Source organism: Streptomyces sp. SJL17-4 (assembly GCF_036826855.1).
Taxonomy (GTDB): domain Bacteria; phylum Actinomycetota; class Actinomycetes; order Streptomycetales; family Streptomycetaceae; genus Streptomyces.
In genome coordinates this window covers 4,396,722-4,417,473 of record NZ_CP104578.1, presented here as the reverse complement: position 1 = coordinate 4,417,473, position 20,752 = coordinate 4,396,722, and the positions used below count along the sequence as shown (strand labels likewise).

Genomic DNA, 20,752 nt, shown 5'->3' with positions numbered 1-20,752 from the left:
TTATCCACAGGGTTGACACCATACGGGCCGCCGACTCACCATTGAAGCTATTCAACCGAACGATCGGTCGGTAGGGAGTCCGATGACCGCAGTGACGGCAGGGACGGCAGAGACCACGAGCGCGCCCGGCGTGTCGGACGCGGCCGTGGCGGCGGAGCAGGCCGCCCACGAGGCCGTGTTCGACGCCGCAGTGGCCGCCGACGAGCGGATCGAGCCGCGCGACTGGATGCCCGAGGCCTACCGCGCCTCGCTCGTCCGGCAGATCGCGCAGCACGCCCACTCCGAGATCATCGGCATGCAGCCGGAGGCGAACTGGATCACCCGCGCCCCCTCACTGCGGCGCAAGGCGATCCTCATGGCCAAGGTCCAGGACGAGGCCGGTCACGGCCTGTACCTGTACAGCGCGGCCGAGACCCTCGGCACCAGCCGCGACGAGCTGCTCGACAAGCTCCACTCGGGCCGCCAGAAGTACTCCTCGATCTTCAACTACCCCACGCTGACCTGGGCCGACGTCGGCGCGATCGGCTGGCTGGTGGACGGCGCCGCGATCACCAACCAGGTCCCGCTGTGCCGCTGCTCCTACGGGCCGTACGCCCGCGCGATGGTCAGGGTCTGCAAGGAGGAGTCCTTCCACCAGCGCCAGGGGTACGAGGCGCTGCTCGCCCTCTCCCGTGGCACCGAGGCCCAGCACGCCATGGCGCAGGACGCCGTGGACCGCTGGTGGTGGCCCTCCCTGATGATGTTCGGCCCGCCGGACGACGAGTCGACCCACACCGCCCAGGCCATGGCCTGGAAGATCAAGCGGCACACCAACGACGAGCTGCGGCAGCGGTTCGTCGACATCGCCGTGCCCCAGGCCGAGGCCCTCGGCCTCACCCTCCCCGACCCCGACCTCCGGTGGAACGAGGAGCGCGGGCACTACGACTTCGGCGCGATCGACTGGGCCGAGTTCTGGGACGTCCTCAAGGGCAACGGACCCTGCAACGAGCAGCGGCTGAGCCGCCGGCGCCAGGCCCACGAGGACGGCGCCTGGGTCAGAGAGGCCGCCGCGGCCCACGCGGAGAAGCACCGCGTGGACAAGCACCACGCCAAGCAGCACCAGCACACCGGCAAGCACGGGGAGGCACAGGCATGACGAGCGACGGTTGGCCGCTGTGGGAGGTGTTCGTGCGCTCCCGCCGCGGACTGTCCCACACCCACGCGGGCAGTCTCCACGCCCCCGACGCGGAGATGGCCCTGCGCAACGCCCGTGACCTGTACACCCGCCGAAGCGAAGGCGTGTCCATCTGGGTCGTGCCCTCCACGGAGATCACCGCCTCCTCGCCCGACGAGAAGGACCCGTTCTTCGAGCCGGCCGCGGACAAGCCCTACCGCCACCCGACGTTCTACGAGATCCCGGAGGGGGTGAAGCACCTGTGAGCACCACCCCGGCCACGAGCGAGGCCACCGTGATCACCGGCGCCGCCCTCGCCCTCGGCGACGACGCCCTCGTCCTCTCCCACCGCCTGGGGGAGTGGGCGGGCTCCGCCCCCGTCCTGGAGGAGGAGGTCGCCCTGGCCAACATCGCGCTCGACCTCCTCGGCCAGGCCCGCGTCCTGCTCTCCCTCATCGGCGACGAGGACGAACTGGCATACCTCCGCGAGGAGCGCTCCTTCCGGAACGTGCAACTGGTCGAGCAGCCGAACGGCGACTTCGCCCACACCATCGCCCGGCAGCTCTACTTCTCCACCTACCAGCACCTCCTGTACGGGCAGCTGGCCTCCGGCGACGGCCCCTTCGCCGGCCTCGCCGCCAAGGCCGTCAAGGAGGTCGCCTACCACCAGGACCACGCCGAGCACTGGACGCTGCGCCTCGGCGACGGCACCGACGAGAGCCACCGGCGGATGCAGCGGGCCTGCGACGCCCTCTGGCGGTACACGGGCGAACTGTTCCAGCCCGTCGAGGGAATCGACGTCGACCACGCGGCCATGGAGAGCGCCTGGCTGACCTCGGTGACCGACATCCTCGGCAGGGCCACGCTCACCGTGCCCGAAGGGCCGCGCACCGGCGCCTGGGCCGCGGGCGCCGGCCGGCAGGGACTGCACACCGAGGACTTCGGACGGATGCTCGCCGAGATGCAGCACCTCCACCGCAGCCACCCGGGGGCGACATGGTGACCATGACCGCCCTGGAAGAGGAGCTGAGCCGGATCGCCGGCGCCGTCCTCGACCCCGAACTGCCCGTCCTCACCCTCGCCGAGCTCGGCGTCCTGCGCGGCGTCCACGTCACCGGACCCGGCCGGGTCGAGGTCGCCCTCACCCCGACGTACACAGGCTGCCCCGCCGTCGAGACCATGTCCTCGGACATCGAGCGCGCACTCCACGAGCACGGCGTGCCGGAGGTCTCCGTCGTCACGGTCCTCGCCCCCGCCTGGTCCACCGACGACATCAGCGAGGAAGGGCGGCGCAAGCTCGCCGAGTTCGGCGTCGCACCACCGCGCCCCCAGGGCCCGGCCGGCGGCCCTATACCGCTGACCCTGGCGATCCGCTGCCCGAACTGCGGCTCCACCGACACCGAACTCCTCAGCCGCTTCTCCTCCACCGCGTGCAAGGCCCTGCGCCGCTGCACCGCCTGCCTCGAACCGTTCGACCACTTCAAGGAGCTGTAGATGGAGTCCTCAGGCGCGGGCGCCCGGGCCGCGGGGCGGGCCGGGTTCCATCCCCTCAGGGTGAGCGAGGTCGAGCAGCTCACGGACGACTCCGTGGCGGTCACCTTCGCCGTCCCGCCCGAGCTCCACGACACGTACCGGCACCTCCCCGGCCAGCACCTCGCCCTGCGCCGCACCGGCGAGCACGGAGAGGAGATCCGGCGCACGTACTCGATCTGCGCCCCCGCCACCCCGCCCGGCGAGGCCCCCGTCCTGCGCGTCGGCATCCGGCTCGTCGACGGCGGCGCCTTCTCGACGTACGCCCTCAAGGAACTGGCCGTCGGCGACCTCGTCGAGGTCATGGAACCGATGGGCCGCTTCTCACTCACCCCGCGCCCCGGCCACTTCGCGGCCGTCGTCGGCGGCAGCGGCATCACCCCGGTCCTGTCGATCGCGGCCACCCTGCTCGCCCGCGAGCCGGAGGCCCGGTTCTGCCTGATCCGCAGCGACCGCACCGCCGCGTCCACGATGTTCCTCGACGAGGTCGCCGACCTGAAGGACCGCCACCCCGACCGCTTCCAGCTGGTCACCGTCCTCTCCCGGGAGGAGCAGCAGGCGGGTCTGCCGTCCGGCCGCCTCGACCACGAGCGACTCGCCGCGCTCCTGCCCTCACTGCTGCCCGTCGAGTCCATCGACGGCTGGTTCCTCTGCGGCCCCTTCGGGCTCGTCCAGGGCGCCGAGCGGGCCCTGCGCGGCCTCGGGGTCGACCGCGGCCGGATCCACCAGGAGATCTTCCACGTCGACGACGGCTCCGCGCCCACCCCGGTCCCCACGGCCGACACCCCCGCGCACGCCACACTGACCGCGACCCTCCACGGCCGTTCCGGCACCTGGCCGGTGGACCGCGGCGAGACCCTCCTCGACACCGTGCTCCGCTCCCGCGCGGACGCCCCGTACGCCTGCAAGGGCGGGGTGTGCGGCACCTGCCGCGCCTTCCTCGTCGGCGGAGAGGTGCGGATGGACCGCAACTTCGCGCTGGAACCCGAGGAGACAGAAGCCGGATACGTCCTGGCCTGTCAGTCCCACCCGGTCACCCCGGACGTGGAGCTGGACTTCGACCGCTGACGAGAGAGGAACCGGCGCCGCGCCCCGACCCGACTACGGCGCCGCCATTCCCTTCCACTAGAACCTGTTCTATCTTGACGATCCGTCAGGACCAGCAGGGGCACAACGGGAGGGCAGGGCAGTGGACTTCACCTTCACCGAAGAGCAGCAGGCGGCCGTCGAGGCCGCCAAGGCGGTCTTCTCGGGCGTCACGCCCGACGCGGTACCGAGCCCCGCCCTCACCCCGGGCGCCGTCTCCGAGGACCTCGACCGACCGCTCTGGTCCCGCCTCGCCGCCGCCGACCTCCTCGGCCTCGTGGTGTCCCCGGAGCACGGAGGCGGCGGGCTCGACCCCGTCGCCCTCTGCCTCGTCCTGCGCGAATCCGCCCGCGTCCTGGCCCGGGTCCCCCTCCTGGAGACCAGCGCCGTCGCCATGACCGTCGAGCGGTACGCGCCCCCGAAGACGGCCGCCGACCTGCTCCCCCGTGTGAGCCGCGGCGAACTCGTCCTCACCGCCGCCGCTCAGGGACGCACCGGCCACGACCCCGCCGAACGCGCCGTCACCGCACACCGCGACGGCACCGACTGGATCCTCGACGGCCTGCAGACCGCAGTCCCCTGGGCCCATGGCGCCGACATCATCGCCGTCCCCGCACACACCACCGACGGCGCCACGGTCCTCGCCCTGCTGCCCCGCACGCACGACGGACTGACCCTCACCGCCCAGTACTCCACCAGCGGCGAACTCCTGGCGGAACTACGACTCGACGCGGTCCGCCTCGACGACACCGACGTCATCGACACCGAAGGCGCCTGGGACCGGCTCCGCGGACTCCTCACCACCGGCACCTGCGCGCTCGCCCTCGGCCTCGGCGAGGCCGTCCTCACCATGACGAGCCACTACACCGGGAAACGCGAACAGTTCGGCCACCCCGTGGCCACCTTCCAGGCCGTCGCCGTCCAGACCGCCGACCGCTACATCGACCTGCGCGCCATGGAGGTCACCCTCTGGCAGGCGGCCTGGCGCCTGTCCAGCGGAGCCGAAGCGGCACTCCCCGCCGAAGGGGACATCGCCGTCGCGAAGATCTGGGCCTCCGAAGGCGTACGACGGGTGGTGCAGACCGCGCAGCACCTGCACGGCGGCTTCGGCGCCGACACCGACTACCCGCTGCACCGCTTCCACGCCTGGGCCAAGCACCTGGAGCTGTCCCTCGGCCCCGCCGCGGCCCACGAGGACGCCCTGGGCGACCTCCTGGCCGACCACCCCCTCGGCTGAGACCGGGCGGAACAGGTCGGGAAGCCCGGGGGAGCCCGGGAAAGCCCAGGGAACGTCAGAGAACGAAGGCCGGGCTTCCGGTACCCGTCACCATCGGGCGCCCGGCACCGTCCCAGGCGAGCATGCCGCCCTCGACGTTCACCGCGTCGAAGCCCTGCTGCACCAGATACTGCGTGACCTGCGCCGACCGGCCACCCACCCGGCACATCACATAGGCGCGACCCCGCTCGGCCACCGCCTCGGTCACCTCACCGAAACGGCCCACGAAGTCGCTCATCGGCACGTGCAGCGCGCCCTCGACATGCCCGGCCGCCCACTCGTCGTCCTCCCTGACGTCCAGCACCAGGGCATCGGCCGGCACGGAAGCCGCGTCCACCGAGGGCAGAGGGGAGAAATTCATCGGTCCGGCCTTCTCTCGATCAGTACCGCCACTGCGCCCGAAGGGTGTCGAGCGCACAGAAAAACCTACTGCACCAGCCCGGCCAGCTCGCTCTCCCGCTCGGAGACCTGCGCGAGCAGCTGCTCCGCGATCTCCTCCAGGAGACGGTCCGGGTCCTCCGGCGCCATCCGCAGCATCGCGCCGATCGCGCTCTCCTCAAGCTCGCGCGCCAGCGCCGACAGCATGTCCTTGCGCTGCGCCAGCCACTCGAGGCGCGCGTACAGCTCCTCGCTCTCGCTGAGCCGCTCCTCGGCCGGCACGGGACCGGCCTCCCACTCGGCGGACAACTCGCGAAGGACGGCCTCGTCACCGCGGGCGTAGGCGGCGTTCACCCGGGTGATGAACTCCTCGCGCCGCTTCCGCTCGTCCTCCTCGCGGGCCAGGTCGGGGTGGGCCTTACGGGCCAGCTCCCGGTAGAGCCTGCGGACCTCCTCGTTGGGGCGGACCCGCTTCGGCGGCCGCACCGGACGGTCGGTGAGCATGGCCTCGGCCTCGGGGGAGAAGCCGTCGGAGTCGATCCAGTCGTGGAACAGCTCGTCCACCCCCGGCATCGGCATGACCGCGGCCCGCGCCTCCTGCGCACGCCGCAGATCCTCGGGGTCTCCGGTCCGCGCCGCCCGCGCTTCGGCGATCCGGGCGTCGAGCTCATCGAGCCGCGCGTACATCGGGCCGAGCTTCTGGTGGTGCAGCCGCGAGAAGTTGTCCACCTCGACACGGAAGGTCTCGACGGCGATCTCGAACTCGATCAACGCCTGCTCGGCCACCCGCACAGCCCGCTCAAGCCGCGCCTCAGGCCGCTCGCCCTCAGGCGCCTCGCCCGGGGACCGCACGTCCTGAAGCCGCTCGCCCTCAGGCGCCTCGCTCCGGGACGGCTCGCCCTGAAGCCGCTCGCCCTCAGGCGCCTCGCTCCGGGACCGCACGTCCTGAAGCCGCTCGCTCTCGGGAGCCTCGCTCGGGGACGGCTCGCCCTGAGGCCGCTCGCTCTCGGGGCCCTCGTTCGCACCCTGGTGCACGCTCACGTCTACGCCCGCCCACGTCCTCGTTCCGGCTCGTCCCACCCAGCCTACGGTCCTTCCGAGGGGGCCTCCCCCCTCCCTCCCCCTCCCCTCCCTCTCCCCCCCCTCCCCGCGCTCCCCCTCGTGCCCCGGTTAGGGCGCGGCGGCGTAGGTCAGACGCCCAGTTCTGCCGCTATGCGGCCCGCTCGGACGGCAGTGAGCAGGTCGGCATGGTCGGCGGTGGTGCGGTCCGCGTAGGACACGGCGAACGCGGCGACGGCCTCGTCGAACTCCTCGTTCTTCCCGCAGTACCCGGCTATCAGGCGCGGATCGGCGCTGTGGGCGTGGGCGCGGGCGAGCAGGGCCCCCGTCATCCGCCCGTAGTCGTCGACCTGGTCCACGGTGAGCGCGGCGGGATCGACGCTGCCCTTGCGGTTGCGGAACTGGCGCACCTGGAAGGGGCGCCCCTCCACCGTGGTCCAGCCGAGCAGGATGTCGCTCACGACCTGTATTCGCTTCTGACCGAGCACGACGCGTCGACCCTCGTGGCCGGGGTCGGCGACGGTGAACCCGGCGGCCGGCAGGTGGGGCAGCAGGGCGGACGGCCGGGCTTCCTTCACCTGGAGGACGAGTGCCTCGCCCCGGTGGTCGAGGAGCAGCACGACATAGGAGCGGGTGCCGACGCTGCCGGTGCCGACGACCCGGAAGGCCACGTCGTGGACGGCGTACCGCGCGAGGAGCGGCAGCCGGTCCTCGGACACGGTCTCCAGGTAGGGGCCGAGGGAGGCGGCGACGGCTGCCGCCTCGGCGTCCGGGACCCTGCGCAGGACCGGGGGAGCGTCGACGAAGCGGCGGCCGCCGCCCTCGGCGTCGGTGACGGCCTCGGTGGAGCGGGCGGCGAACCGGGCGCTGGTGTTGTTGCGGGCCTTGGCGGAGACCCGCTCCAGGGTGCCGAGGAGGTCACGGGCGTCGGTGTGGGAGACGAGCTCCTCGTCGGCGATGGCGTTCCACGCGTCGAGAGTGGGGAGCCGGGCGAGCAGCCGCATGGTGCGCCGGTAGGCGCCGACGGTGTCGAAGGCGGCGGCCCGGCACACGTCCTCGCTCGCGCCCACTTCCCGGCCGACGAGGACGAGGGAGGTGGCAAGCCGCTTGAGGTCCCATTCCCAGGGGCCGACGACGGTCTCGTCGAAGTCGTTGAGGTCCATGACGAGCCGGCCGCGCGCGTCTCCGTAGAGCCCGAAGTTGGCGGCGTGAGCGTCGCCGCACAGTTGGGCGGCGATCCCGGTGACGGGGGTGCCGGCGAGGTCCTGGGCCATGAGCCCGGCGGCTCCGCGCAGGAAGGTGAAGGGGCTGGCCGCCATCCTGCCGACCCGCATCGGTGCGAGTTCGGGGACGCGGTCCCGGTTCGACTCCTCGACGGCCCGGACGGCATCGGGTCGGTCGGCCGCGAGGGCGGGCTGCCGGTGGGCGGAGCGCGGGACCCGCTCACGCAGTGCCTTGCCGCGTTCCTTGGGAGAGGCGGCGGTCCCGCCTCCGACGGCGGCACGGCGGGCGAAGCCCGGCACGTGCGGCACGCGCAGGCCGTCCGTAGCGCTGTCCGACCTGCCCTCCGGTGCTCCGTCCGTGCCGCGCTGTCCCGGCACGACGACCTGGGTGTCGCCCATGGCCTGCCCTCCCCCGATGTGAAAGTCCAACATCATCCGGCCTGACCGTACCGCCGCACCCGAGCGGCCGTCTCCCCCTGTGGACAAGCGCCTGTGGATAACTCCTCCGACCGCGACGACCTCGTCCCTCTCCCCCTCCACCCCGGCTCCGGCTCCGGCTCCGACTTCGGCTTCGGCTTCGGCTTCGGCTTCGGCTTCGGTCCAGGTATTCGCCCACCGGCCAGTTCGCCCGCCCTGTCTCCTTGACTCCGGCGGCGACGACGAGGGAGCCGCACGTCCGTGACCGAACCCCGCACCGACCGGGCCGGCCGCCCCGTGAGCGGCGCGGCAGTCCCCTCCTACAGTCCCGCGTCCCGTGCGAGCAGTGCCGCCTGGACCCGGTTCTCGCAGTCCAGCTTGGCGAGGATCCGGCTCACATACGTCTTCACCGTGGCCTCGCTCATGTGCAGCCGCTTCCCCGCGTCCGCGTTGGAGAGCCCTTCGCCGAGCAGCGCCAGCACATCGCGCTCCTTCTCGCTCAGGCCCGCGATCCGCCCCCGCGCCTCCTCGGCACGGGCCGCCTCCCGGCCGGTGGCGAGCCGCTCCACGACATGCCGGGTCGCCGCCGGTGACAGATACGCGTCACCCGCCGCGGCCGCCCGTACCGCCCGGATGAGCTCCGCGGGTGCCGTGTCCTTCAGCAGGAACCCGGCGCCCCCGTGCTCCAGGGTCCGCAGGACGTTGTCCCGCTCCCCGAAGGTCGTCAGGACGATCACCCGGGCCGCCGGCGCCGCCCGGCGCAGCTCCGGCAGCGCCGAGAGGCCGTCGAGCACCGGCATCTGAATGTCGAGCAGCACCACGTCCGCGGCATGCGCCCGTGTCACCTCGACCGCCTCCCGGCCGTTGGCGGCCTCGGCGACGACCTCGATCTCCGGGTCGGAGGTGAGGATCATCCGAATCCCGGCCCTGATCAGCGGCTCGTCGTCGGCGATCACCACCCTGATGGCCTGCCCTGCCAGCCCTGCCACAGCTACTCCCCACGGCTCCGGTACGGGCGGGTGGGCGCTAGCGCGCCTCGACCTCGTACGACTTCTTCTCGATCAGCTTGCCGTCCTTGAAGCAGAACCGGAAAACGGGCTCCTTCTCGAAGGTGTCGCTCACCTCCGAGGACATCAGCACCAGACAGTCGGCGCCCTCGGGCCGCGCGGGGCCCTTGCCGCTGAGGCCGGCCGTGGCGATCGTGTCGCCGGACGGGAGTTGGCCTCGTACGTCCTTCTCCGCCGCCCCGACCTTCACCGCCTCGTACTGCGCGGGTTCGATCATCCCCTCCTTCAACGACCCCATCAGGAAGTAGAGGCCGAAGCCGCCCGCCACCACCAGCAGGACGAGCGCCGCGAACGCGATCCCGCAGCCCAGCGCGATCGAACCACCCGTGCTTCTGCCTCTGCCCCCGTGCACCGCCATGGCCAGCTCCCGCTCCGTGAACGTCCAGTCGGCCGGTCCGACCACGACCGGACGACCATCGCCCACCAGCGGCTTCGTGGTCTGCTGCCGGAAGTCGTCGGCCGCATCGACCAAAGGCGCGGCTTCCGCGAGGGGCGCCGCTCCGTAGGGCAGCATTCCGGCCACCCGGAACCCACCGCCGTCGGCCGGGCCCGCATGACACATGCCACCCACCAGCCGGGCCCGCTCGGCGAGGCCGGTCAGCCCCTGCCCGCCGCTCACCACGTCCTCCGCGGGCTCGTCCGTGGGCTTCTCGTTGAGGACCTCCACCACGAAGGTGTCCGGCTCGTACCGCAGGTCGACGCCGATCGCCGCCCCCGGCGCGTACTTGTAGGCGTTGGTGAGGGCCTCCTGCACGATCCGGTACGCGGCGTGGTCGGCGGCCGGAGCCAGCGACCGCTCCTCCCCCGACCGTCTCAGCCCGACCGAGGTGCCGGCCGTCCGTGCCGCCTCCACCAGCCCCTCGATGCCCGCGATCCCCCGCGCCGCGCGGCCCGTCCCGTCCCCGGCCCGCCCGGGCGCCGCCGCCGAACCGTCGGCGGCCTCGATCCCGTCGCGGAGGATCCCGACGACCTCCCGCAGCTCGTGCATCGCGGTCACCGACGCGTTCCGCAGGACTCCGACGACCTCGCGCTGGCGCTCGCTCAGCTCCCGGTCCACCTCCAGGGCCCCGGTGTGGACGGCGATCAGGGCCAGTTGGTGCCCGAGGCTGTCGTGCATGTCCTGGGCGATCCGCTGACGCTCCCGCAGCCGCGCCTGCCCGACCACCATGGTCCGCTCCCGCAGCAGCTGGGCGTTGCGCTCCTGGAGCGCGTGCAACAGGGTCCGCCGCTGGGTCCAGTAGCGGTGGGCGAGCCCGGGGGCCAGGGTGGTGCCCAGGTAGTACAGGGTCGCCGTGAGGGCGATGGTGAGCAGCCGGCTCCCTTCCCACGGCCCCACGAGACTCCCGCCGACGTTCACGACGAAGGCGGCGATGAACGCGGTGAGCGCGCGGCCCGCCCCCGCGATGTACCGGCCGGAGGACCAGCCGACGACCAGCAGCAGCGGCCCGAAGCCGGGCACGAAGGGCGTGAGACCCGCGGTCAGGACGAGCACGCTCGCGGGAAGTCTGCGGCGCACGAGGGACAGCAGGGCGGACCCGGCGGCGACGGCGGCCAGCACCCAGCCCTCGCCGCCCAGGAGGTCCTCGGTCCCGGCGCCGAGCAGCGCGACGACCGCGGCGAGTGCCACCTCACCGGTGGTCCTGCGCCCCGACCACTGCCCCGGCACCGCGAACCACGCCCACCCCGCGGCGAGCGCGGCCCCGATCCCGTACGAACTCCGGGTCCCCGACTTCGACATAACGTCCACGCTCGCACCGTAGGCGGCAGCCCGGCCCCGGGTCGTCCCTCTTTCGTCGCACCCCCCGACGACAAAAGTCGCACCCGCCAGCCGCGACCTCGGGCCCGCCCTCCCACGCTCAGCGCGCCTCCACAGGAACAGGAACCTGCCGGTCGCCTCCCGCCGGCTGATGAAGGAGAGCGAGGAGTTCGCGGAGCTCTGGTCGCGGTACGAGCTCACGGCGACGAACCAGGGAGTGAAGGCGATCGACCATCCCCGGGCCGGGGTCATGGTCTTCGATCACTCGGTACTCGAGATCCCGGACCGCCCGGGGATCCGGCTGATGCTGCACACGGCGCGGCCCGGTACGGAGACCCGGGGGAAGGTCGCAGACCTGCTGGACCACGAGCAGATCTAACGGATCCAACGGATCCAACGGATCCAACGGATCTATTCGAGGGACCCCAGAACGACGATCGACCGCTCCAGGTACTCCTCGAACCGCGCCCTTTCCTCGGGCGTGAACTCGGCGCCCAGCGCCCCCTCGACGCGAAGGGCCGCCTTGTCGGCCTTCTTCACGATGGCCCGGCCGGCCCGGGTCGCCCGGTTGACGACGACCTTCTGGTGCAGCTCCGAGGGCTCCCGGACCACCAGGTCCGCCTTCTCCAGGTTGGTCAGAACCGTGGCCATCGTCTGCGGCGTGACCATGCACTCGCGCGCCAGCTGCGCCGCGGACATGCCGTCCGAGACCGACAACAGCAGCAGGACGGCGTACTGCGGCACCGTCAGACCGAACTCCCGCAGCGCTTCCGTCTTGCGTCCGATCAGAGCCTGCTCGGCCCTCTTGATCGTGTGCCCGAGTCGACCCGCGGCGACCGTCTCCGTCGTCGTCTTCGCCATATCAACAGTCTCGCATAAGACAGAGAACGAACATGCCAGACCTCTGTCACACAAAAGAAGCCTGCCTCTATGATCCATCCCTCCCCTATGGCAGAGTTCTGCCTATACGCAACGGATAACACGCAACGGGTAACACGCAACGGACGACGAGCAACGGGAGAGGCGGTGCGCACGACGATGCGCAGGATCCAACTGGGCGGCTCACAGCGGACCTTCGCGGCCGTCGGCATCGGCTGCATGGGCATGTCGTGGGGTTACGACGAGCTGGGCCGGGACGACAGCGAGTCCGTCGCGGTCGTACGGCACGCCCTCGACCTCGGCGTCGACCTGATCGACACGGCCGACCAGTACGGCCCGTTCACCAACGAACTACTGGTCGGCAAGGCACTCAAGGGCCACCGCGAGAGGGCCCTGCTCGCCACGAAGGGCGGGATCGTCGTCGACGACCCGGCCACGTACAAGAGCCACCGCGACGGCCGCCCCGCGCATCTGCGCGCCGCCGTCGACGCGAGCCTGCGACGGCTCGGCGTGGACCACATCGACCTCTACCAGCTGCACCGTATCGACCCCGAGGTTCCGGTCGAGGAGAGCTGGGGCGCGCTCGCGGAGCTGGTGAAGGAGGGCAAGCTCGGTGCGCTCGGTCTCTCCGAGGCGTCGGTGGCGGAGATCGGCCGGGCACACGCGGTCCACCCGGTGGCGTCCGTACAGAGCGAGCTGTCGCTGGGGAGCCGGGACGCCCTGAAGGACGGCGTGGTGGAGTACTGCGGGCACGAGGGCATCGCGTTCATCGCGTTCGCCCCGCTCGGCCGGGGCTTCCTGTCCGGCCTGATCAGCAGCCCGCAGGACCTGCCGACGGCCGACGGACGGCACCGGATCCCGCGGTTCCAGCCCGAGGCCCTCACCGCCAACCAGGCGATCGTCGACGGGGTACGGACCCTGGCCGACAGCCTCGGCGCGACCGTCGCCCAGGTGGCGATCGCCTGGGTGCTGGCCCAGGGCGAGCACGTGGGCGTCATCCCGGGCACCAAGACCCGCCGCTACCTGGAGGACAACGTCGCAGCCGGCTCCCTGACCCTCCCGCCGCAGGCCCTGGCCGAACTGGCCGCACTGCCGGAACCGGTCGGCGCGCGCTGAACGTACGGAGGCTCAAGCCATGCGCATGCTCGTCCTGTCCGCCGCCACCGGCACGTTCGGAACGAACGTCCACATCGTCGCCGCCGGCCCGGGACATCCCTGCCTCGTCATCGACCCCGGTCACGACTCCCGCGAGGCGGTCCTACGGGCCGTCCGCACCCACCGCCTCGAACCCGAGGCCATCCTCATCACCCACGGCCACATGGACCACACCTGGGACGCCGTACCGCTCTCCCGGCACTACGGCGTCCCGGCCTGGATCCACCCGGCCGACCGCTACCAACTCGGTGCTCCCGCCCGGGGGCTGCCCGACTCGTTCCCACGCGACCTGCTCGTCGGCCACCCGGACCGGGAGCCCGACGAGGTGCGCGAACTCCCCGAGCGGGGCGGTGAGCTGACCTTCGCCGCCGGCACCGTGACCGTGCTGCACACCCCCGGCCACACCAGCGGCTCGGTGATGTTCCGCTTCGACGGCGGCGACGAGCCGCTGCTCGCCACCGGCGACACCCTGCTCGCGAGCGGCCGGGGACGCGCGGACGCGCCCACCGCCAACCCGACGAGCATGGAGGACTCCCTCCGCATGGTCACCGGCCTCTGCCCGGAGGACACCCGGCTGCTCACCGGGCACGGCCCCACGTCCTTGCTCCGCCAGACGGGAATCCGCAGGCCGGTGTGACGTTGGTCATGGCACGTGGGAGGGGACAGGCGTGGACCTGTGTAGAGTGGCATCACCGACGCGGGGTGGAGCAGCTCGGTAGCTCGCTGGGCTCATAACCCAGAGGTCGCAGGTTCAAATCCTGTCCCCGCTACGAGAAGAGAGGGGCCCGGCATCAGCCGGGCCCCTCTCGCGTTCCCCTGTGCGAACTACCTCACACCCCACCAAGACCACACGCCCACCACGGACACACAGCAAGCAGGGGATAAACGAAACGATCGGCATCGTGATCACGATGCCGACCGTTTCCTCGGTTTCCCGAGTTGAACTGGTGCGCGAGGGGGGAGTTGAACCCCCACGCCCTTTCGGGCACTGGAACCTGAATCCAGCGCGTCTGCCTATTCCGCCACCCGCGCATTGGGTGTGCTCCGGACTCTCTCACTTTGCGGTGCGAGCGCCTGGCGACATCAGAAGATTAGCACGTCGCAGACCGTGGATTCACATCCGTTGTTTGGCCTCCGCTCACGCAGACCAAGGTGAGGGAGGGACAGCAGTACGGAGGCGGGAAGCACGGTGCGGGAAGGACGCGAGATGAGGGGGGACAGGAGGGAGACGGGAGGGAGACGGGAGGGAAGGGAGAGGGATGAAGAGGAAGAAGGGGGAGAAGAGAGAGAAACGGGAAGAAGGAGACGGATCACACAGGACCAGCCCCGAACCGCCGCGAACCACCCCTGGACCGGCTGCCGACCGCCCCCCGCCCGGCCTCGAATCGACCTCGAATACCCCCGGATCGACCCGATCCACCCCCAGACCTCGACCGAGCCCCCGCTCCCACAGCCGGGTGCGGGACACTGTCCACAGGCCGCCTCTACGATCCGTGGGGAAAGCTTGTGAGAGGTGACACTCGTCCACAGGGCAGAGAAGGGGAACCAGCCGATTTCCCGACGCGTGGATACGATCAGTAAGCAGTACCAGGACGACAACGACGGAGGAGGTGCCCCATGGGAGTCATGAAGCGTTTCGAGCAGCGTCTCGAAGGTCTGGTCAACGGCACCTTCGCCAAGGTCTTCAAGTCCGAGGTCCAGCCGGTCGAGATCGCGGGCGCACTCCAGCGCGAGTGCGACAACAACGCGCAGATCTGGAACCGTGAGCGGACCGTCGTCCCCAACGACTTCATCGTGGAGCTGAGCGCGCCGGACTACGAGCGCCTCAGCCCCTACTCGGGCCAGCTCGGCGACGAGCTCGCCGGCCTGGTCAGGGACTACGCGAAGCAGCAGCGGTACACCTTCATGGGGCCGATCAAGGTCCACCTGGAGAAGGCCGAGGACCTCGACACCGGTCTGTACCGCGTCCGCAGCCGCACCCTGGCGTCGAGTACGTCACAGTCTCAGCCGCCCGCGGGCGGCCAGCAGCAGCCTCACCAGCAGCAGCACCAGGGCCAGGGCCGCGGCGGATACGGGTACCCCCCGGCCGGCGCCCCGCCCATGCCCGCCTCCCCGCCCCCCGGCGCCCCCGGCCCCCGGCCGGCGGCGGCTGCCGCGGGCCGTCCCACGGCCCCCGGCCCCGGTACGCACGGGGGAGCGGGCACCCAGGTGCGCCGCTGGATCGAGATCAACGGCAACCGCCATCAGATCTCCCGCCCGACCCTGGTCCTCGGCCGCAGCACCGACGCGGACGTGAGGATCGACGATCCCGGCGTCTCCCGCCGGCACTGCGAGATCCGGACCGGAACGCCCTCGACGATCCAGGATCTGGGATCCACCAACGGCATCGTGGTGGACGGGCAGCACACCACCCGCGCTACGCTCCGCGACGGCTCGCGGATCGTCGTGGGCAGCACCACCATCGTTTACCGGCAAGCCGAAGGGTGAAGCGGGGGCAATGTCAGAGCTGACCCTGACGGTCATGCGGTTGGGTTTCCTGGCCGTTCTGTGGCTGTTCGTCATCGTGGCCGTCCAGGTCATCCGCAGCGACCTCTTCGGTACGCGGGTCACCCAGCGCGGTTCACGGCGCCAGGAGGCGCGACCCCAGCAGCAGCAGGCGCGGCAGGCCGCCGCGCCTCCGCAGCAGCGCGGCCAGCAGACCGCGGGCGGTGGGCGGCAGCGCCGCGGCGCCCCGACCAAGCTGGTCGTGTCCGAGGGCACCCTCACCGGCACGACCGTCGCCCTCCAGGGGCAGACGATCACGCTGGGCCGGGCCCACGATTCGACGATCGTGCTGGACGACGACTACGCGTCCAGCAGGCACGCCAGGATCTACCCGGACCGGGACGGCCAGTGGATCGTCGAGGATCTCGGGTCCACGAACGGCACGTATCTCGACCGGACCCGCCTCACCACCGCCACACCCATTCCGCTGGGCGCGCCGATCCGCATCGGCAAGACCGTCATCGAGCTGCGGAAGTAGTGCTACATCATGAATAGGCGCGAGCGGAGCGAGCGAGTCGGGAAGGTCCCCGCCACAGGCCGTGCCGGGCTCCCGACCGGAGCGACTGGAGCGACCGGCGTGACCGGAGCGACCGGAGGGTGGGCAGTGTGGGTCGAGACCGGCTGTACCCCGATGCAGCGTCGACAGGGCAGGTGCGCATGACTCTGTCTCTGCGATTCGCCGCGGGCTCGCACAAGGGCATGATCCGCGAGGGCAACGAGGACTCGGGCTACGCCGGGCCCCGGCTGCTCGCCATCGCCGACGGCATGGGCGGCCAGGCCGCCGGTGAGGTCGCCTCCTCCGAGGTGATCTCCACCCTCGTCACGCTCGACGACGACGTGCCCGGCTCCGACATCCTCACCTCGCTCGGTACGGCGGTGCAGCGCGCCAACGACCAGCTCCGGATGATGGTCGAGGAGGACCCGCAGCTGGAGGGCATGGGCACGACGCTCACCGCCCTGCTGTGGACCGGCCAGCGGCTCGGGCTCGTGCACGTCGGCGACTCGCGCGCCTACCTCCTCCGGGACGGTGTGCTGACCCAGATCACGCAGGACCACACCTGGGTCCAGCGGCTCGTCGACGAGGGCCGGATCACCGAGGAAGAGGCCACCACCCACCCGCAGCGCTCGCTCCTCATGCGCGCGCTCGGCAGCGGCGACCACGTCGAACCCGACCTCTCCATCCGTGAGGTCCGGGCCGGCGACCGCTATCTGATCTGCTCCGACGGCCTGTCCGGCGTGGTCTCTCACCAGACGCTCGAAGACACCCTCGCCAGCTACCAGGGCCCGCAGGAGACCGTGCAGGAGCTGATCCAGCTCGCCCTGCGCGGCGGCGGCCCCGACAACATCACGGTGATCGTCGCCGACGTCCTGGACGTCGACGGCGGCGACACCCTCGCCGGTCACCTCAGCGACACCCCGGTCATCGTGGGCGCCGTCGCCGAGAACCAGGCCGCCCAGCTGAACGACGGCGGCGCGATGCAGACCCCGGCCGGCCGCGCCTCCGGCCTCGGCCGCCCGGCCCCGCACCAGCAGCCGCCCGCCGGCGGGTTCGGCCCGCCCGGAAGCGGCGACGACCACGGCTACGGCGGAATGCCCCCGCAGGGCTCCTTCGAGTCGTACACCGACGACGACTTCGTGAAGCCGCGCAAGGGCCGCAAGTGGCTGAAGCGCTCCTTCTTCCTGGTCCTCGTCCTCGCCGTCATCGGCGGCGGGCTGTACGGCGGCTGGCGCTGGACCCAGACCCAGTACTTCGTCGGGTCCAAGGACCAGCACGTGGCGCTGTACCAGGGCATCAGCCAGGACCTGGCCTGGGTGTCGCTGTCGAAGGTCAAGAAGGACCACCCCGAGATCGAACTCAAGTACCTGCCCGCGTACCAGCAGAAGCAGGTCGAGGACACGATCACGGGCGGCAGCCTCGCCAAGGCGGAGACGAAGATCGCCGAGCTGGCCGTGCAGGCCTCGGCCTGCAAGAAGACCGCGGAGCGCCGGGCCGCCGCCGAGAAGGCGGCCGACCAGGCGAGCAAGCCGCCGGCCGAGACGCCGGACGGCGCCGCCACCCCTGACTCCAAGCCCACCACAGCCGCTCCGACCCCGGGTCCCACCCTCACCGCGGAGGAGCAGAAGCTGGCCTCGAACTGCGGCAAGCAGTAAGCACCCGTAGGGGGCCTTTCACCACCATGAGCGTTGTCACCAACACGACCACCATCGGCGCGATCGAGGCGCCGAGCCGCCGCAACACCGAGCTGGCGCTGCTGGCGTTCGCCGTCGTCATCCCGGTGTTCGCCTACCTCAACGTGGGCCTGGCCATGGACGGCAAGGTCCCGGCCGGCATGCTCGGGTACGGACTCGGGCTCGCCCTGCTCGCGGGCGTCGCCCACCTCGTGGTGCGGAAGTGGGCCCCGTACTCGGACCCGCTGCTGCTGCCCCTCGCGACCCTGCTCAACGGCATGGGCCTGGTGCTGATCTGGCGGCTGGACCAGTCGCCGCGGCTGATCGCGACCTCGATGCGGCTCTACAAGAGCTTCAGCCCGGACGCCCCCAGCCAGATGATGTACTCGGCGATCGGCATCGCCATGTTCGTGGGTGTGCTGCTGCTCCTGAAGGACCACCGCGTCCTCCAGCGCTACACGTACATCTCGATGGTCGTCTCGCTCATCCTGCTGCTGCTGCCGCTCGTCCCGGGCCTCGGCGCGGACGTCTTCGGCGCCAAGATCTGGATCCGCATCGGCGGCTTCTCGATCCAGCCCGGTGAGTTCGCCAAGCTGGTCCTGGCGGTGTTCTTCTCCGGCTACCTGATGGTGAAGCGGGACGCGCTGGCCCTGGCCAGCCGCCGCTTCATGGGGCTCTACCTGCCGCGCGGCCGCGACCTCGGCCCGATCATCACGATCTGGGCGGTCAGCCTCCTCATCCTGGTCTTCGAGAACGACCTCGGTACGTCGCTGCTGTTCTTCGGCATGTTCGTGATCATGCTGTACGTGGCGACGGAGCGGACCAGCTGGATCGTCATGGGTCTGCTGATGGCGGTCGCCGGTGCGGCGGTCGTCGGCTCCACGGCCAGTCACGTGAAGTCCCGTGTGGCGGCCTGGCTCGACCCCTTCGGCTGTCTGGAGACGGCCACCGACCAGAACATGCTGAACGCCTGCGACCAGATGTCGCAGGTGCTGATGTCCTTCGGCTCGGGCGGCATCCTCGGCACCGGTCTCGGCCAGGGCAACTCCGACCTGATCCAGTTCGCCGCCAACTCCGACTTCATCTTCGCCACCGTCGGCGAGGAGCTCGGGCTGGCCGGCGTCATGGTCTTCCTGCTCCTCTACGGACTGATCGTCGAGCGCGGCATCCGTACCTCCCTCGCCGCCCGCGACCCCTTCGGCAAGCTGCTCGCGATGGGCCTCTCCGGCGCGTTCGCGCTCCAGATCTTCGTCGTCGCCGGCGGTGTGATGGGCCTCATCCCGCTCACCGGTATGACGATGCCGTTCCTCGCGTACGGCGGTTCCTCCGTGATCGCCAACTGGGCTCTGATCGGCATCCTGATTCGGATCAGCGACACCGCGCGCCGCCCGGCGCCCGCGCCCGCCCCGTCCCCCGACGCCGAGATGACCCAGGTGGTCCGTCCGTGAACAAGCCGCTGCGCCGGGTCGCGATCTTCTGCGGCCTGCTCATCCTCGCCCTGCTCGTGCGCGACAACTGGCTCCAGTTCGTCCGCGCCGACGAGCTGAACGCCCACCCCAAGAACCGCCGGGTGCAGATCGAGCGCTACGCGAACGAGCGCGGCAACATCATCGTCGACGGCAAGCCGATCACCGGCTCGGTCGACTCCGGGGACGAGTTCTACAAGTTCAAGCGGACCTACACCGACGGCCCCATGTGGGCCCCGGTCACGGGCTACGCCTCGCAGGCCTACGACGCCAACCAGATCGAGAAGATCGAGGACGGCATCCTCACCGGCAACGACGACCGGCTCTTCTTCGACCGCACGCTCGCCATGTTCACCGGCGACAAGAAGAAGGGCGGCGACGTCGTCACCACCCTCAACGGGGCCGCGCAGAAGGCCGCCTTCGAGGGTCTCGGCAACAAGACCGGCGCCGTGGTCGCCATCGATCCGAAGACCGGCAAGATCCTCGCGATGGCCTCCACCCCCTCGTACGACCCCTCCTCCTTCGCCGGCTACTCCGGCAAGGACGAGAAGGCCTGGGTGGCCCTGGAGAAGGACAAGAGCAAGCCGAAGCTCAACCGCGCGATCCGTGAGATCTACCCGCCCGGTTCCGTCTTCAAGGTCGTGACCGCCGCCGCCGCGCTGGAGAACGGCAAGGTCACGGACATCGACGCGAAGACCGACACCCCCGAGGGCTGGAAGATCCCCCTCTCCAACAAGGAGATGATCAACCACGCCAAGGGCTGCGCCAACGCCAGCCTGAAGCGTGCCCTCGACATCTCCTGCAACTCGGTCTTCGCGAAGCTCGGCGACGACGTCGGCCGCGACAAGATGGTCGAGATGGCCGAGAAGTTCGGTTTCAACGCCGAGCAGTTCACCCCGGTCCGTTCCTCCGCCTCGGTCTACGACAAGCAGGCCGACAGGGGCGGCAACGCGCTCTCCTCCATCGGCCAGTTCAACACCGCGACCACCCCGCTCCAGATGGCGATGGTCACGGCGGCGATCGCCAACGACGGCAAGCTGATGAAGCCGTACATGATCGACGAGCTGCGCGCCCCCAACGTCGACCTGCTCAAGAAGACCGAGCCGGAGGAGATGAGCCGCCCGGTCTCGCAGGAGAACGCGCAGCTGCTCCAGCAGATGATGGAGAGCGTCGTCACCAACGGCACCGGCGGCAACGCCGACCTGAACATGGACGGCGTCAAGGTCGGCGGCAAGACGGGTACGGCCCAGCACGGCGACAAGAACGCGAAGCGCCCCTACGCCTGGTTCATCTCGTACGCGAAGACCGCCGAGGGCTCCCCGGTCGCGGTCGCCGTGATCGTCGAGGACTCGGCCGGCACCTCGCGTGAGGACATCAGCGGTGGCGGCCTCGCCGCCCCGATCGCGAGGGACGTCATGAAGGCGGTCCTGAAGAGCCGGGGCTGACGTCTCGGCCCCGTACGTGCCAGGTACCGGTCAGGTATCAGCTACCGGCCCCGGGCGGATCGTCTTCCCGGGGCCGGTACCGTATCCGCGAACAGCACACACCGCCGGACCACCCATGGGTGCGGTCGGGACAGACGGAGAGGGCTGGA

At 70.9% G+C, this 20,752-nt stretch carries 20 protein-coding genes and 2 tRNA genes; 15 read left to right on the top strand and 7 right to left on the bottom strand.

From position 1 onward, the window contains the following. Positions 1-82: 82 nt before the first annotated feature. The 6 genes from paaA to N5875_RS19775 all read left to right on the top strand — a co-directional run bounded on the left by paaA (position 83) and on the right by N5875_RS19775 (position 5,006). Positions 83-1,135: a 1,2-phenylacetyl-CoA epoxidase subunit PaaA gene (gene paaA / locus N5875_RS19800; protein ID WP_318208220.1), complete on the top strand. Its 1,053-nt coding sequence runs from the start codon at positions 83-85 to the stop codon at positions 1,133-1,135. After that, positions 1,132-1,419: a 1,2-phenylacetyl-CoA epoxidase subunit PaaB gene (paaB, locus tag N5875_RS19795; RefSeq protein WP_015034815.1), complete on the top strand. Its 288-nt coding sequence runs from the start codon at positions 1,132-1,134 to the stop codon at positions 1,417-1,419. The genes paaA and paaB overlap by 4 nt, the downstream gene beginning before the upstream one ends. Further along, positions 1,416-2,156, top strand: a complete 741-nt coding sequence (paaC, locus tag N5875_RS19790; protein ID WP_318208221.1) for a 1,2-phenylacetyl-CoA epoxidase subunit PaaC — start codon at positions 1,416-1,418, stop codon at positions 2,154-2,156. The genes paaB and paaC overlap by 4 nt, the downstream gene beginning before the upstream one ends. Then, positions 2,150-2,647, top strand: a complete 498-nt coding sequence (paaD, locus tag N5875_RS19785; RefSeq protein WP_318208222.1) for a 1,2-phenylacetyl-CoA epoxidase subunit PaaD — start codon at positions 2,150-2,152, stop codon at positions 2,645-2,647. Before paaC ends, paaD begins: the two co-directional genes overlap by 7 nt. Next, positions 2,648-3,751, top strand: coding sequence for a 2Fe-2S iron-sulfur cluster-binding protein (locus tag N5875_RS19780; RefSeq protein WP_318208223.1), 1,104 nt, complete (start codon positions 2,648-2,650; stop codon positions 3,749-3,751). A gap of 121 nt (positions 3,752-3,872) precedes the next feature. Then, positions 3,873-5,006 (top strand): acyl-CoA dehydrogenase family protein, encoded by a 1,134-nt coding sequence (locus N5875_RS19775; protein ID WP_338495169.1) that lies wholly within the window; start codon positions 3,873-3,875, stop codon positions 5,004-5,006. 55 nt (positions 5,007-5,061) lie between these two features. Here N5875_RS19775 and N5875_RS19770 read toward each other — a convergent pair whose 3' ends face one another. From N5875_RS19770 to N5875_RS19750, 5 genes are all read right to left on the bottom strand, one after another. Then, complete coding sequence (locus N5875_RS19770; protein ID WP_318208225.1) at positions 5,062-5,406, bottom strand: rhodanese-like domain-containing protein; 345 nt, start codon at positions 5,404-5,406, stop codon at positions 5,062-5,064. A 65-nt stretch (positions 5,407-5,471) separates the two neighbouring features. After that, positions 5,472-6,275: a hypothetical protein gene (locus N5875_RS19765; RefSeq protein WP_338499208.1), complete on the bottom strand. Its 804-nt coding sequence runs from the start codon at positions 6,273-6,275 to the stop codon at positions 5,472-5,474. A 338-nt stretch (positions 6,276-6,613) separates the two neighbouring features. Then, positions 6,614-8,104, bottom strand: coding sequence for a DUF2252 domain-containing protein (locus tag N5875_RS19760; RefSeq protein WP_318208226.1), 1,491 nt, complete (start codon positions 8,102-8,104; stop codon positions 6,614-6,616). 338 nt (positions 8,105-8,442) lie between these two features. Then, positions 8,443-9,102, bottom strand: coding sequence for a response regulator transcription factor (locus tag N5875_RS19755; RefSeq protein ID WP_318208601.1), 660 nt, complete (start codon positions 9,100-9,102; stop codon positions 8,443-8,445). Between the two features lie 46 nt (positions 9,103-9,148). Beyond that, positions 9,149-10,927 carry a histidine kinase gene (locus N5875_RS19750; protein ID WP_338499207.1) on the bottom strand — a complete coding sequence of 593 codons (1,779 nt, stop codon included), beginning with the start codon at positions 10,925-10,927 and terminating at the stop codon, positions 9,149-9,151. 145 nt (positions 10,928-11,072) lie between these two features. Between N5875_RS19750 and N5875_RS19745 the strand changes: the two genes are divergently transcribed. After that, positions 11,073-11,324, top strand: a complete 252-nt coding sequence (locus N5875_RS19745; protein WP_338499206.1) for a hypothetical protein — start codon at positions 11,073-11,075, stop codon at positions 11,322-11,324. Positions 11,325-11,356: 32 nt separating this feature from the next. Here the strand turns inward: N5875_RS19745 and N5875_RS19740 are convergent, their stop codons facing one another. After that, positions 11,357-11,806 (bottom strand): MarR family transcriptional regulator, encoded by a 450-nt coding sequence (locus N5875_RS19740; RefSeq protein WP_318208227.1) that lies wholly within the window; start codon positions 11,804-11,806, stop codon positions 11,357-11,359. A 165-nt stretch (positions 11,807-11,971) separates the two neighbouring features. Here N5875_RS19740 and N5875_RS19735 point away from each other — a divergent pair, with 165 nt between their 5' ends. The 3 genes from N5875_RS19735 (at position 11,972) to N5875_RS19725 (ending at position 13,749) form a co-directional block, all read left to right on the top strand. After that, positions 11,972-12,940, top strand: coding sequence for an aldo/keto reductase (locus N5875_RS19735; RefSeq protein WP_338495166.1), 969 nt, complete (start codon positions 11,972-11,974; stop codon positions 12,938-12,940). Positions 12,941-12,959: 19 nt separating this feature from the next. Further along, a complete protein-coding gene (locus tag N5875_RS19730) occupies positions 12,960-13,616 on the top strand; it encodes an MBL fold metallo-hydrolase (protein WP_338495164.1) in 657 nt (218 codons plus the stop codon). A 59-nt stretch (positions 13,617-13,675) separates the two neighbouring features. Next, a tRNA-Met gene (locus N5875_RS19725) sits at positions 13,676-13,749 on the top strand. Between the two features lie 175 nt (positions 13,750-13,924). Here the strand turns inward: N5875_RS19725 and N5875_RS19720 are convergent. After that, positions 13,925-14,011, bottom strand: a tRNA-Leu gene (locus N5875_RS19720). Positions 14,012-14,596: 585 nt separating this feature from the next. Between N5875_RS19720 and N5875_RS19715 the strand changes: the two genes are divergently transcribed. The 5 genes from N5875_RS19715 (at position 14,597) to N5875_RS19695 (ending at position 20,603) form a co-directional block, all read left to right on the top strand. Next, on the top strand, positions 14,597-15,466 hold the full coding sequence (locus N5875_RS19715; protein WP_338495162.1) for a DUF3662 and FHA domain-containing protein: 870 nt from the start codon (positions 14,597-14,599) through the stop codon (positions 15,464-15,466). Positions 15,467-15,476: 10 nt separating this feature from the next. Beyond that, positions 15,477-16,001 (top strand): FHA domain-containing protein, encoded by a 525-nt coding sequence (locus tag N5875_RS19710; protein WP_266967037.1) that lies wholly within the window; start codon positions 15,477-15,479, stop codon positions 15,999-16,001. 179 nt (positions 16,002-16,180) lie between these two features. Continuing rightward, positions 16,181-17,674, top strand: a complete 1,494-nt coding sequence (locus N5875_RS19705; protein WP_338495159.1) for a Stp1/IreP family PP2C-type Ser/Thr phosphatase — start codon at positions 16,181-16,183, stop codon at positions 17,672-17,674. Positions 17,675-17,700: 26 nt separating this feature from the next. Beyond that, positions 17,701-19,140 carry an FtsW/RodA/SpoVE family cell cycle protein gene (locus tag N5875_RS19700; protein ID WP_318208232.1) on the top strand — a complete coding sequence of 480 codons (1,440 nt, stop codon included), beginning with the start codon at positions 17,701-17,703 and terminating at the stop codon, positions 19,138-19,140. Next, positions 19,137-20,603: a penicillin-binding transpeptidase domain-containing protein gene (locus N5875_RS19695; RefSeq protein WP_338495157.1), complete on the top strand. Its 1,467-nt coding sequence runs from the start codon at positions 19,137-19,139 to the stop codon at positions 20,601-20,603. Before N5875_RS19700 ends, N5875_RS19695 begins: the two co-directional genes overlap by 4 nt. Positions 20,604-20,752 lie beyond the last annotated feature (149 nt).

Bases quoted from the DNA above. Each gene is read 5' to 3' on its own strand.
- N5875_RS19705 (WP_338495159.1), top strand. From the start codon at position 16,181: ATGACTCTGTCTCTGCGATTCGCCGCGGGCTCGCACAAGGGCATGATC.
- N5875_RS19750 (WP_338499207.1), bottom strand. From the start codon at position 10,927: ATGTCGAAGTCGGGGACCCGGAGTTCGTACGGGATCGGGGCCGCGCTC.
- paaD (WP_318208222.1), top strand. From the start codon at position 2,150: ATGGTGACCATGACCGCCCTGGAAGAGGAGCTGAGCCGGATCGCCGGC.
- N5875_RS19710 (WP_266967037.1), top strand. From the start codon at position 15,477: ATGTCAGAGCTGACCCTGACGGTCATGCGGTTGGGTTTCCTGGCCGTT.
- N5875_RS19730 (WP_338495164.1), top strand. From the start codon at position 12,960: ATGCGCATGCTCGTCCTGTCCGCCGCCACCGGCACGTTCGGAACGAAC.
- N5875_RS19780 (WP_318208223.1), top strand. From the start codon at position 2,648: ATGGAGTCCTCAGGCGCGGGCGCCCGGGCCGCGGGGCGGGCCGGGTTC.
- paaB (WP_015034815.1), top strand. From the start codon at position 1,132: ATGACGAGCGACGGTTGGCCGCTGTGGGAGGTGTTCGTGCGCTCCCGC.
- N5875_RS19770 (WP_318208225.1), bottom strand. From the start codon at position 5,406: ATGAATTTCTCCCCTCTGCCCTCGGTGGACGCGGCTTCCGTGCCGGCC.
- N5875_RS19715 (WP_338495162.1), top strand. From the start codon at position 14,597: ATGGGAGTCATGAAGCGTTTCGAGCAGCGTCTCGAAGGTCTGGTCAAC.
- N5875_RS19760 (WP_318208226.1), bottom strand. From the start codon at position 8,104: ATGGGCGACACCCAGGTCGTCGTGCCGGGACAGCGCGGCACGGACGGA.
- paaA (WP_318208220.1), top strand. From the start codon at position 83: ATGACCGCAGTGACGGCAGGGACGGCAGAGACCACGAGCGCGCCCGGC.
- N5875_RS19700 (WP_318208232.1), top strand. From the start codon at position 17,701: ATGAGCGTTGTCACCAACACGACCACCATCGGCGCGATCGAGGCGCCG.
- N5875_RS19740 (WP_318208227.1), bottom strand. From the start codon at position 11,806: ATGGCGAAGACGACGACGGAGACGGTCGCCGCGGGTCGACTCGGGCAC.